At 75.6% G+C, this 10,867-nt stretch carries 10 protein-coding genes; 7 read left to right on the top strand and 3 right to left on the bottom strand.

The window, feature by feature from the left end:
• Nucleotides 1-92: 92 nt before the first annotated feature.
• Both AB0912_RS35315 and AB0912_RS35320 read left to right on the top strand, forming a co-directional pair.
• Complete coding sequence (locus AB0912_RS35315; RefSeq protein ID WP_081219377.1) at nt 93-302, top strand: HTH domain-containing protein; 210 nt, start codon at nt 93-95, stop codon at nt 300-302.
• Nucleotides 302-877, top strand: coding sequence for a Clp protease N-terminal domain-containing protein (locus AB0912_RS35320; RefSeq protein WP_366707325.1), 576 nt, complete (start codon nt 302-304; stop codon nt 875-877). The genes AB0912_RS35315 and AB0912_RS35320 overlap by 1 nt, the downstream gene beginning before the upstream one ends.
• A gap of 282 nt (nt 878-1,159) precedes the next feature.
• Here AB0912_RS35320 and AB0912_RS35325 read toward each other — a convergent pair whose 3' ends face one another.
• Together AB0912_RS35325 and AB0912_RS35330 are read right to left on the bottom strand one after the other, a co-directional pair.
• A complete protein-coding gene (locus AB0912_RS35325) occupies nt 1,160-2,233 on the bottom strand; it encodes a helix-turn-helix transcriptional regulator (RefSeq protein WP_366707327.1) in 1,074 nt (357 codons plus the stop codon).
• Nucleotide 2,234: 1 nt separating this feature from the next.
• Complete coding sequence (locus tag AB0912_RS35330) at nt 2,235-3,161, bottom strand: DUF4097 family beta strand repeat-containing protein (RefSeq protein WP_366707329.1); 927 nt, start codon at nt 3,159-3,161, stop codon at nt 2,235-2,237.
• A 428-nt stretch (nt 3,162-3,589) separates the two neighbouring features.
• On the opposite strand from AB0912_RS35330, the gene AB0912_RS35335 reads away from it, so the two are divergent.
• Nucleotides 3,590-4,393 carry a hypothetical protein gene (locus AB0912_RS35335; protein ID WP_366707331.1) on the top strand — a complete coding sequence of 268 codons (804 nt, stop codon included), beginning with the start codon at nt 3,590-3,592 and terminating at the stop codon, nt 4,391-4,393.
• An 84-nt stretch (nt 4,394-4,477) separates the two neighbouring features.
• Here AB0912_RS35335 and AB0912_RS35340 read toward each other — a convergent pair whose 3' ends face one another.
• Complete coding sequence (locus AB0912_RS35340) at nt 4,478-4,663, bottom strand: DUF6104 family protein (protein WP_030190019.1); 186 nt, start codon at nt 4,661-4,663, stop codon at nt 4,478-4,480.
• 186 nt (nt 4,664-4,849) lie between these two features.
• On the opposite strand from AB0912_RS35340, the gene AB0912_RS35345 reads away from it, so the two are divergent.
• From AB0912_RS35345 to AB0912_RS35360, 4 genes are all read left to right on the top strand, one after another.
• Nucleotides 4,850-5,293 carry a CU044_2847 family protein gene (locus tag AB0912_RS35345; RefSeq protein WP_366707333.1) on the top strand — a complete coding sequence of 148 codons (444 nt, stop codon included), beginning with the start codon at nt 4,850-4,852 and terminating at the stop codon, nt 5,291-5,293.
• On the top strand, nt 5,290-7,413 hold the full coding sequence (locus AB0912_RS35350; protein ID WP_366707335.1) for a trypsin-like peptidase domain-containing protein: 2,124 nt from the start codon (nt 5,290-5,292) through the stop codon (nt 7,411-7,413). Before AB0912_RS35345 ends, AB0912_RS35350 begins: the two co-directional genes overlap by 4 nt.
• A 157-nt stretch (nt 7,414-7,570) precedes the next feature.
• Nucleotides 7,571-8,599, top strand: coding sequence for a MoxR family ATPase (locus tag AB0912_RS35355; RefSeq protein WP_366707337.1), 1,029 nt, complete (start codon nt 7,571-7,573; stop codon nt 8,597-8,599).
• A 7-nt stretch (nt 8,600-8,606) separates the two neighbouring features.
• Nucleotides 8,607-10,805: an SAV_2336 N-terminal domain-related protein gene (locus AB0912_RS35360; RefSeq protein WP_366707339.1), complete on the top strand. Its 2,199-nt coding sequence runs from the start codon at nt 8,607-8,609 to the stop codon at nt 10,803-10,805.
• Nucleotides 10,806-10,867 lie beyond the last annotated feature (62 nt).

The raw sequence follows: 10,867 nt of genomic DNA on the forward strand, positions 1-10,867 counted from the left end.
CATCGGTAAGCCGTATGCGGGAAAACCGCACGTACGGATTGAAAGGGGGATGGGGAAACGGGCCGTACATGGCACCGCGCCCCTGACTACCAATGACCGAAGCTACGGATCTTGCCGAGCGCGCGGGTGATCGTGATCCGCGGGTCGGGCTGCGGGCGGTCTCCGCGCTGCGGAGGCTGCTGGAGCAGTTGGAAGCGGTACAGGTGCGCAGTGCGCGCAATCAAGGCTGGTCGTGGCAGGAGATCGCCGCGGAACTCGGAGTGACCAGGCAGGCCGTGCACAAGAAGTACGGGAGGCAGTGATGTTCGAACGCTTCACGAAGGACGCGCGGGCCGTCGTCACGGGTGCGGTGGCGCACTCCGAGCGGGCGGGGGCCGCGACGGTGGAGGAGGAGCACTTGCTGCTCGCCCTCCTCGACCGTGAGGGCAGCCGGGGTTCCTTCGCCCTCGGGTCGCTCCGGGAGGGCGAGCGCAGGGAGTCGCTGGAACGGGACCTCGCCGAGGCGCGCCGCAGGGGCGGGCTTTCCCGTGCCGACGCGGACGCTCTCTCCGGGCTCGGGATCGACCTGTCGGAGATCGTCGCCCGGGTCGAGGAGGCGCATGGCGCGGGGGCGTTGGAGAAGGGCGGGCGGGGTGCGCGGGGGCGCCGCGCCGGGCGACTGCCCTTCGGACAGAGCGCCAAGGATGTGCTGACCCGGTCCCTGCGCGTCGCCGTCGGCCGCCGGGACCGCCACATCGGCGACGAACACCTCCTGCTCGCCCTCACCCTCCAGGGCGGCCCCGCGGCCGAGGCCCTGGCCGACCACGGAGTGACCCACACCTCGGTGACCCGCCTGCTGTACGGGGAGGGAGGGGGCGGCATGGTCGAGGCGGGGTGAACGCCGCCCCGAGTCCCGGAGGCCTTCGGGGGAGGGCATCCGCGCCGCCTTCGGGTTGAGGGGGCTCCGGGCCTCCGGGTGACGGGCCCGGCCCTCGGGGGAGAGGGACGGGCGGTCGCTGGGCAGGTGGGTCCGCTCCCCACCTGGGCGGGACCACCCAGGGCAGCCGTTCCCCGAAGGGGAAGCGGAGCCCGGCCGAGTCACCGCTCCGCGACCTCCCCCTGTCCCGCCCTGCCCTGCCCCGCAGGCCCACTGGCCGCCAGGGCGACGGGTGACGGGCGGCTACGGTCGGCCGGCTCGGAGCGTTGACGCGATATGTGCCGCCGCTCTCGACAAGTGCCCCCTTACCTCGTCGAGTTGGGACTCCGTTACGCCGTGGTCGCGGGAGGCGTCGCGGATGTCGTCGCGGAAGCGGTCCAGGAGGCGGTCCAGGTCGCGGGCGGGGTTGCCCGTGGAGTCCTCGTGGGCCCAGGACGGTTCGTACCCGGCGGGGAAGTCGGCCGGGGTGGCCGTGTACTCCGGCTCGGTGGGAGCGCCGGACGGGGTGCGGCCGAAGCCGAAGTCCTTCCCCAGGTCCTTGCCGAAGTTCTTGCCGAAGTCCCCGAACTCCTTGGCCAGTTCGGTCAGTCCCTCGCGGACGCCCGTCGGCCAGTCGCCCCGCGCGAAGTGGTCCTGGACCTGGTCCTGGACGCGCTTGGCCATGCGCTGCATCTCCTCCTGCGCCTGGGCGCGGGCCTGCTCCTGGGCCTCCTTGGCCTGGCGTCGGGCACGCTGCGCCTCGTCGCGGGCGCGCCGGCTCTCGTCCTTCGCGCGGCGGGCCTGCTCCTTCCACTCCTGGCGGACGCGCCGCATCTCCTCCTTGGCCGCCCGCCAGGACTCCCGGTCCCGGAAGTCGTCGGCACCGTCGGCCGCGCCGCCGGCCGGGCTGTCGTCCCGCTCGGCGCCGGCGCCGCCCTTGGAGCCGCCGCGCCGCGCCTCCGTGGCCGCCGCCCGCATCTCGCGCCGCAGGTCACCCGCCGCGCCCCGCACATCGGCCCGGATCTCCGCCGCCAGCTCCGCGACGGACTCCCGGATCTCCAGCTCCAGGTCGGCCAGCTCACCACTGCGGTCGGCCAGCTCGGCCCGGCCCGCGTCGGTGATCGCGTACACCTTGCGGCCGCCCTCGGAGGTGTGCGTGACCAGCCCCTCCGCCTCCAGCTTGGCGAGCCGGGGATAGACGGTGCCCGCCGAGGGTGCGTACAGCCCCTGGAAGCGCTCCTCGAGGAGCCGGATCACCTCGTACCCATGGCGCGGGGCCTCGTCCAGCAGCTTGAGGAGGTAGAGGCGCAGTCGGCCGTGGGCGAAGACGGGGGCCATCTCAGAGCACCTTCCTGTCGGTCGGGGTGTTGGCCGGCGCGTCGTCCGGAGTCGGCGGGGTATGGGGTGCCTCCCCCGCCGGTTCGCCGCCCGCCGGGTCCTGCCCCGCCGGGTCCTCCTCCGCCTGGGGGCGGCGCAGCAGGGCGATGGAGCCCGAGACGGTCACCGCCTTCAGCCGGCCGTTGCCCGCGCCGAGCCGGCCGGTGATCTTCTTGGCGCCCCACTGGCCGCTGACGCGCAGGTCCTCGAACGCGCTGGAGACGGTGCCGCTCGCGGTGTTGGCCTCCACCTCCGCGTCCGCCGGGTGGGGGAGCCGTATGGCGATCTCGCCCGACACGTTCGACAACTGGACGTCGGTGGGGGCGCCCGTGGAGTCGAGGTCGACGATCATCGAGCCGCTCACCGACTCCGCCCGCACGGAGGAACCGGACCCCTCCACGACCGTCAGGTCCCCGGAGACGGAGTTGAAGCGCAGGTCGCCCGTGACGGCCTGGGCCTCGACATTCCCGGAGACGGTGCTCACGTGGGTCGGGCCGGCCACCCGGACCAGGGTGGTGTCACCGCCGACGCCCTTCACCTCGACCCGTCCGTCCACCCCGGAGATCACGGTGGCGGCGCCCACCGCGCCCACCTCGACGCGGGTGCCGGCCGGGACGGCCAGCGAGACCACCGCCGAGCGGTGCCAGCCCCTGGTGTCGAACCACTTGAGGAAGCCCTTCCAGGGCACGTCCTCGTAGGCCACGGTGAGCGCGCCGTTCTTGTGCGTCACCTGGAGCGGGGGGCCCTCCAGCTCGGACACTTCCAGGCGGGCGGAACCCTCGTCGGTCCCCACGACGTTCACTGTTCCGTTGACCACGCGCACGTGCAGCGTCGTCACGGGGGCGTCGAAGGAGAGCTTCATCGGCTCTGCCACGGACCACTCGGACATGGTGCAGACCTCCTCGACCGGGCCGGACCCGCTCGCGGGCCCGAACTCGACGCGCCATATCGCGTCTCGTATCACTCACGATATATCGCGGATACGGAAAGTCAAGACACCCGTTCGGGGTCAATTGCTCCCGGGACAGCCTGGGTGCGCCGAGGTCCCGGGTGTCCCGAGGCCCCGGGTGTCCCGGGTGTCCCGAGACCCCGGCTGTCCCCGGCCACTCCCCGAGGCGGCGCCCTCGGCCGCTACCGTGCCGGCGCCCCCGGGTGCTCCGGGTACCCCGGGTGGCCCCCTGTCGGCGCCCCCGGCCACTCCCGTGCCGGCGTCCCCGGCCACTCCCGTGCCGGCGCCCTCGGGGCACCCCCGCGTGCGCCGGCCGCGCTCTCGACCGCCACTGCGCCGACGCGGACAAACCGCCCTAAAGTGACTGCATGTCGACTGCCTCCGGCGCCCTCCTGCTGTGCCGGGCCCGCCCCGAAGCCGTGGCCCCCGCCGCCCCGCTGCTGCGCGAACGGATGGTGCTCGCCGGCGCCGGACCCGAGTGGAGCGCCCTGGTCCCGGAGGGAAAGCCCTGGCAGCACGGCACGGAACCCGTCGACCGCGTGCTCACCGGCTGGGCCACCGCGCTCGCCGTCGGCGCCCCCTGGCCGGTCCTCGCCCTCTGGTGGGACACCGACCGCGGCGGGTTCACCCTGGCGTCCGGATTCCGCCGGCCCGTCGGCTACGAGTGGCTGGCCGACGGCACCCCGGTCGGCGAGGACGAGGCGATGCGCACCTTCGCCGCCCGTCTCGGGCTCGACCCGGTCCTCGACGTACAGGCGCTTGAACCGCTGACACGGCCGGATCCGGAGGCCGACGCCCCGGCACGCGTGCGGGGACTGCTCGCCGTCCTCACGCGCGCGGGACTGCTGCTTCCGGCCGGCCTCGACCCGGGGGAGCCGGCCGACCGGCTCCGCGGCGCGGCGCGGGTGCTGCCCGACGCCGAACAGGTCGAGTGGGCGGGCCGGCCCGGCGCCCTCGGAGCGGAACTCGACCTCGTGGCGGGCGGCACGCTCGGGCCCTGGCCGCGCGGCCGCGGGGCCCGCGCCCTGGCCCTCGCCCAGCTCGCCCTGGGTCTCCCGCTCACCGTCTGGGGAGTACGGCACCGCGGCGGCGGCTGGGTCGTCGCGGGCTCGGTCCTGACGGCCCGCGGCGCCCTCGGCCTCGCGTACGACCGCCTCCGCGCGCACGCCTGACCGCACGCCTGACCGCCTCCCGGCGAGGAGTGACCGCGGGCGCCCGCCCGTCCCGACGGGCGGGCGAGCCCCGGGAAGGCGGGGCTACTCCTCGTCCTCGTCCTCGTCGTCCAGCCGCGCCAGCCACGTCGCCAGCCGCTCCACCGGGACCTCGAAGTCCGGGTTGAGGTCGACGAACGTACGCAACTGCTCGGCGAGCCACTCGAAGGTGACCTCTTCCTCGCCGCGCCGCTTCTCAAGTTCCTCGATGCCGCGGTCGGTGAAGTACATGGATGGTGCTCCGTCGGTGAAGGGGAAGTGGAACTCTGGGACGCAGGGAACGTTGGGAATACTGAGAAAAGGATAGGCGGGCCGCCGTGTCCGCCAAGGGCCCCTGTCGTGTGCGGGGGCCGGGGGCTAGCCTGCGAGGTCGGTGGTGCCACGGGGGCCGGCGCCGCAGGGGGAGCGGGGGATGCCATGGGTGACGCGGTGAGCCGGATCGCACGGATCGAGCTGCCGGACGGGACACCGGTGTGGGCCCGGATCTCGGGCGCCGACGAGCTGGAGGAACAGTCCGGCGAGCTGTCGCTGAGCGACGTCGGCTTCGGTGAGCGCGTCGAGGCGCAGGTCGAGAGCCTGCACTCGGTCATCACCGGCGTCGCGCGCTCGCTCGCGGCGCCGCTGCGCGCCGTGCGGCCCGACGAGGTGAGCGTCGAGTTCGGCATCGAGCTGACCGCGAAGGCGGGCAAGGTGGTCGGCCTGCTCGCGGACGGCGAGGCCAAGGCGGGCATCACCGTCACCCTCACCTGGAACGGCGGCCCGCCGGACCTGGACGCCGCCGCCCTCCCGCACGCGGGCGCGTCCCCCGGCGCCCCGGCGCACGGCGGCGCCGACGGCACCCCCGCCGGGGCCGGAGCATGACGGACGGGCACGCCCCGGGCGCACCGGCCGGTGCCGGGAACGCTCAGCGTGCGCTGCGTGACCTCGTCATGGCCGCCACCGTGCGCATCCATCGGGCCGGCGCCGGGTATGCCCTGGACGAACCCGGCACATTCCTCGGGAGCGGCTTCTTCATCGCTCCGAACTGGGTTCTGACCTGCGCGCACGTGGTCCGGAGCGGGGAGGGGGACGAGGTGACGGTGGTGTACGAGACAGGGCCGGGCCGGGGCACGTCCGCCGTCGCGGGAGTGGTCGCGACCGCCCTCCCGGAGCGTGCCGCGATTCCCGCGCGCGGGACCTGGCCAGCCCCGGACCTCGCCCTGGTGCGGCTGAGCGAGCCCGTCGGCCACGACTGCGCGTATGTCACCGAACGCCCGGCGGCCTACTACGAGGAGGCCGTCGTCCTCTACTCCGGCTGGTCCGTGGTCGGCGGTGAGCTGCGCCGGCTGAGCGGCACCTGCACGGTGCAGGGCACCCTCGGCGGCTGGTCGGACGACGAGCAGATCCGGCTGGGCGGCGACGTGCTGCCGCCCGGCGTCTCGGGCGGCCCGGTCGTGGACCCCGTACGCGGTGAGGTCGTCGGCGTCCTCAAGTCCCGCGCGGACCGCGGGCTCGGCGGCACCTGTACGGGCGTCGAGCAGTTACGGTCCCTGCCGGTGCCCGCCGAGGAGCCGCGCGCCGAGCACGACGACAGCTACCAGGCCGTCTTCCACGCCCACGACCGGTACCACCGGGACCGGCAGCGCCACCCCGACACCGACCGCAGCACCTGGGCCGACGTGCAGAACCAGCTCGGCGCCCGGCCGGGCCGCGCGCTGAGCCCCGAGGAGCGCACCCAGCTCCTCGGCCGGCTCGCCGACCTGCCGCCGCCGGCCAGCACCCGCGCCCTGCTCGCCCTCCTCGAATCCCTCGTCGGCGACCAGAGCGCCATCCCGCACCCGGCGCCGCGCGGCTGGCGCGACGGGCTCGGCGCGCTGTACGAGAGTTCCCGCCAGGACGCCGCCCTGGACCTCGTCCTCGACTACGCGATGCGGGCCGTGTCCGCCGAGCGGCCCTTCGTCACCCCGGGCACCCGGGCGGCCGAGCGGGCCCTGTGGGAGTGGGTCCGGCAGACCGCCGAGGGACGCCCGGGCCCCGGTTACCGCAGGCGCCTCGGCCAGCGGTGGATCGAGCGGCTCCAGGTGCCGCCGGGCGGCCCGGCGGCGGAAGCGGGGGCGGCGCGTGACCCGCTGCGGAGCGCCGACCGTGCGCCCCGGCTGTTCGTCCTGCTCGAACTGGAGCAGCTCGGCTGGGAGCCCGGACGCTGCGACTGGCACGTCGCGGTCGGCCGGCCGACCGGCGAGGTGGTGCGGCTGCGCGACGGCGAGCGCACCCCGCTGGAGGAGCTGCCGGCCGTCGTCGGGCCCGCCCTCACCGAGGCCTTCCGCCAGTGCGACGAACCCGGCCGCCCCGCCGACCTCCAGGTCGCCCTGCCCCATCTGCTGCTCGGACTCGACGTCGACGCCTGGCAGTTGGGCCCCGACGAGCCACCGCTCGGCGCCCACCGCCCGGTCGTGGTGCGCTGCGCCGACCGGGAACAACTGCCCGACCCCGCGGGCGTGACGGGCCCGGCGGACGGCGTGCCGCTCCCGCCCGAGGAGGAGCGGCACGAGCGGGAGGCGCGCTGGCGGTGGATCCACACGCACGGCGCCGAGGCCGAAGTCCTCGACTGCGAGGACGGGTTGCGGGTCCCGGTGCCCGCCGCGGAGTCGCTGCGCGGGCTGCCGCACCGGACCGTCCCGGTGCTCTGCCGCTACGGCGACCACCGCTTCGAGGACGACCGGGTGGCGCTCGTGCGGATCGTGCACGGCGGGTACGGCGTGGCCCTGTGGCGGCGCTGGCGCGGCCAGGCCGACGCGGTCTGCGGCGAGTTCCACCGCCGGGCCGGCGACACGGTGGCAGGCGCGGGCGGCGCCGACCGGCTCCCCGAACTGGTGCACGCCCTGCGCGCCGGGCTGCGCGCGGGCAAACCGGAGACCTACTGGGCCGACGGCATCGCCCTCTTCTACGACGACCCGCGCCGGCCCCTGCCCGGCACCGGGGACCTGCTGGAGGCACCGTGAGCACGACCGCCGGGCCCCGGCCGCGCGCCGCGCCGGGGGCGCCCGGCCGGCCTGCCGTGAGCCCGTCTTGGGACCTTACGGGGCCTCTCAAGGGTCGATACGGTGGTGCGGACTTCGACGGCTGCCGTGGTGGACGAGTGACGACGAGGACTGGGCAATGACCGAATCCAGCGAGTGGCTCATCTACCGGGGCGCGGGCGAACCCCACGACGGCCTCGACCGCCTTCCGGCCCCGCCGCCCTGGCGCGATTTCGCCGGCCGCGACACGGCGGACACCGGCGCCGACGGCTCCGAGGACCGCAGGCTCGGCGCCCACCGCCACCTGGCCGAACTGCACCGGCCCGGCGCCGAGGAGCTGGAGATGATCAACGCGGCGCTCTATCTGCGCCGCCCGCTCCTCGTCACCGGCAGCCCCGGCGCGGGCAAGAGCACGCTCGCGCACTCGGTGGCGTACGAACTCGGCCTGGGCAACGTGCTGCGCTGGCCCGTCGTCAGCCGGTCCACCCTCCAGGACGGGCTGTACCACTACGACGCCATCGCCCGGCTCCAGGACGTGCAGATCGCCGCCCCGCAGGGCACCGACCCGGCCGCGCCCGGCGCCCCCGGCTCCGTCGAGGGCATCGGCGGCTACATCCGACTCGGCCCGCTCGGCACCGCCCTGCTGCCCTCCGACACCCCGCGCGTGCTGCTCATCGACGAACTCGACAAGAGCGACATCGACCTGCCCAACGACCTCCTGAACGTGCTGGAGGAGGGCGAGTTCGCGATCCCCGAGCTGGAGCGGGTCGCCGACCGGCTGCCCGGCGGCGAGGCCGAGGTGCTCACCGCCGACGGCCGCAAGGCGCGGGTGCGCGACGGCCGGGTGCGCTGCCGCGCCTTCCCCTTCGTGGTCCTCACCAGCAACGGCGAGCGCGACTTCCCCGCCCCGCTGATGCGCCGCTGCATCCATCTCGAACTCGGCCGCCCCGACCACAAGCGGCTCGCCACCTTCGTCCGCGCCCACCTCGGCGACGAGGCGGCCCGCGCCGGGGACGATCTGATCACCCACTTCCTGGAGCGCTCGCGCAGCGAACTCGTCGCCGCCGACCAGCTCCTGAACGCCATCTACCTCACCGACGCCGCCGCCCCGCCCAGCCGCGACCGGCTCGCCGACCTGCTCATCCAGCGACTCGACCGCCCGAGGTGACGCGCTGATGCCCGGCGGCGACCCGATCGCCGAACTCATCGCCCGGATGCGGCGGATCGGGCTCGACCCCGACGCCGGGCAACTGGCCGACGCGCTGTGGCTGGCGCGCTGGTCCCGCCCGACGGGCACCGTGCCGGACGAGCGGGGGACCCCGTCGCCGGACCCCGCCGCGCCACCGGGCGACGGGCCGGGTCCCGTACGGGCCGACTCGCCTGACGCCGGCTCGCGCGACGGCGGTCCGCGTGATGGCGGTCCACGCGACGGCGGTCCACGCGATGGCGGTCCGCGTGACGCCGGCTCGCGTGACCCCGGCCGGCCGCTGCCTGGAGACCTTCCGCCACCCGGAGGCGGCGCAGCTCCGGGAGACGGCCCGACGCCTGCCGGGGGTACGGGCGCGGACCGGCGTGTCGCGCTGTACCCGGTGCCGCGCGACGGCGCGCCGCGCGGAGGCCCGCGGGGGCGTGCCGCGGAGCTGCCGCTCGGCGTGCCCGCGGCGCCCGCGTTGCCCTCCCCGCTCGAACTCCAGCGCGCCTTACGCCCGTTGCAGGGCTACCGGACCGCCGCCCCGCCCCTGCGCACCACCCTGGACGAGACGGCCACCGCCGAACTCAGCGCCCGCGCGGGCGGGTTGGTGCTCCCGGTGTTCCGGGGTGTCACCCGCGCCGACGCCGCGCTCCAGCTCGTCATGGACGCCTCCTCGTCGATGCGCGTGTGGGACCGCATGTTCACCGAACTGGAGCAGGTCTTCGCCCAGTTGGGCGCCTTCTGGGGCGTCGAGGTCAGCCATCTGCACCAGGGCCCGGACGGCGAGCCCGCCGTCAGCCGCAGCCCCGAACCAGGCGCCGCCCCACTGCACTCCGCCGACCGGCTCAGCGACCCCACCGGCCGCCGCGTCACCCTCCTCGTCAGCGACTGCGCCGGCCCCCTGTGGCACAGCGGGCGCGCCCACCGGCTGCTGCACCACCTCTCCCGGCTCGGCCCCGTCGCCGTCCTCCAGCCGCTGCCCCAGCGCATGTGGAACCGCACCCGCCTGCCCGTCTCCTACGGCCGGCTGACCCGCGGCGAGGCCCTCGCGGGCGCGGCCACGCTCACGGTCCGGCTCCCCGCCGGAACCCCGCCCGAGGCCCGCGCCGGCGCCCTGCCCGTACCCGTCCTGCCGCCCGAGCCCGCCGCGCTCGGCGCCTGGGCGCGACTGCTGTCCGGCGCCGGCGCGGGACCCGTCGCCGGCGCCGTCGGCTGGGTCCGCCACGACCACGGCCCCGCCCAGGGACCCCGCGCCGGACGCCGGCTGTCCGGCCTCGAACTCGTCAGCCGCTTCCGCTCCAACGCCTCCAAGACCGCCGGACGGCTCGCCGGCTATCTCGCGGCGGCCCCGCTCAGCCTGCCGGTGATGCAGCTCGTCCAGCGCACCATGCTCCCCGGCTCCGGGCCCTCCGAACTGGCCGAGGTCCTGCTCAGCGGGCTCGTCTCGCGCGCCAAGGCCGAGGACCACGGCGAGGACGGCGCCCAGTGGTACGAGTTCGCGCCCGGCGTGCAGGAGGCCCTGCTGTCACCGCTGGGCCGCGACGAGGCCATGCTCGTCCTCAAGCACTGCTCCGAGTACATCGAGTACCGCTTCGGCCGGGGCGGCCCCAACTTTCCCGCCCTGGCGCTCGCCCAGCTCGGCGACGGCGGCTCCGGACGCCCGCACCCGCCCGGTACCGGCTACCCCGGTGACCCCACCGGCGGCGCCGACTCCGGCGGCAACGGCGACAACGGGGCCGCCACCCTCGTACCGCAGCCCTTCGCCGAGGTCGCCGCGCGCGTCCTGGAGCGGTTCATGCCGCTGCCGGAACAGTTCGCGCTCTACGGCGGGCGCGGGCGCGACGACCTGCCCGGCGAGCGGCCCACCCACGCCGCCGTGCTCCGGGCCCGGGCACTCGCCGGCCGGTTCGACAGCGACGGCATGGTGCAGGATCTCATCGACGCCGTCCAACTCCTGCGCGGCGCGACCGAACACGAACTGCCCGCCGGGACCGACCCCGAACTCTGGGCGGAGTACGCCACCTGCGTGCTGCGCCTGTGGGAGGTGCAGGGCGGCGCCGACCTGCTGCGCGAGGCCGAGACCGCCGCCGAACGGGCCGTCGCGCACCCCCGCGCCCTGCGCGAACGCGCCGCCCTCGCACGGGTGCTGCACGCCGCCGCCACCGACCGCAGGCGGCGGTGATGTCGAACTACCGCGTGTGAGCGAGGAGTTCGAGGAGTCCGAGGTCTCCGCGCCCGAAGAGG

It is taken from the genome of Streptomyces sp. NPDC007084 (assembly GCF_040703595.1).
GTDB lineage: Bacteria > Actinomycetota > Actinomycetes > Streptomycetales > Streptomycetaceae > Streptomyces.

Coding starts and splice junctions, on each gene's coding strand:
- AB0912_RS35340 (WP_030190019.1), bottom strand. CDS start 4,663: ATGTACTTCACCGACCGCGGCATCGAGGAACTTGAGAAGCGGCGCGGC.
- AB0912_RS35360 (WP_366707339.1), top strand. CDS start 8,607: ATGCCCGGCGGCGACCCGATCGCCGAACTCATCGCCCGGATGCGGCGG.
- AB0912_RS35350 (WP_366707335.1), top strand. CDS start 5,290: ATGACGGACGGGCACGCCCCGGGCGCACCGGCCGGTGCCGGGAACGCT.
- AB0912_RS35320 (WP_366707325.1), top strand. CDS start 302: ATGTTCGAACGCTTCACGAAGGACGCGCGGGCCGTCGTCACGGGTGCG.
- AB0912_RS35355 (WP_366707337.1), top strand. CDS start 7,571: ATGACCGAATCCAGCGAGTGGCTCATCTACCGGGGCGCGGGCGAACCC.
- AB0912_RS35335 (WP_366707331.1), top strand. CDS start 3,590: ATGTCGACTGCCTCCGGCGCCCTCCTGCTGTGCCGGGCCCGCCCCGAA.
- AB0912_RS35325 (WP_366707327.1), bottom strand. CDS start 2,233: ATGGCCCCCGTCTTCGCCCACGGCCGACTGCGCCTCTACCTCCTCAAG.
- AB0912_RS35315 (WP_081219377.1), top strand. CDS start 93: ATGACCGAAGCTACGGATCTTGCCGAGCGCGCGGGTGATCGTGATCCG.
- AB0912_RS35345 (WP_366707333.1), top strand. CDS start 4,850: ATGGGTGACGCGGTGAGCCGGATCGCACGGATCGAGCTGCCGGACGGG.
- AB0912_RS35330 (WP_366707329.1), bottom strand. CDS start 3,161: ATGTCCGAGTGGTCCGTGGCAGAGCCGATGAAGCTCTCCTTCGACGCC.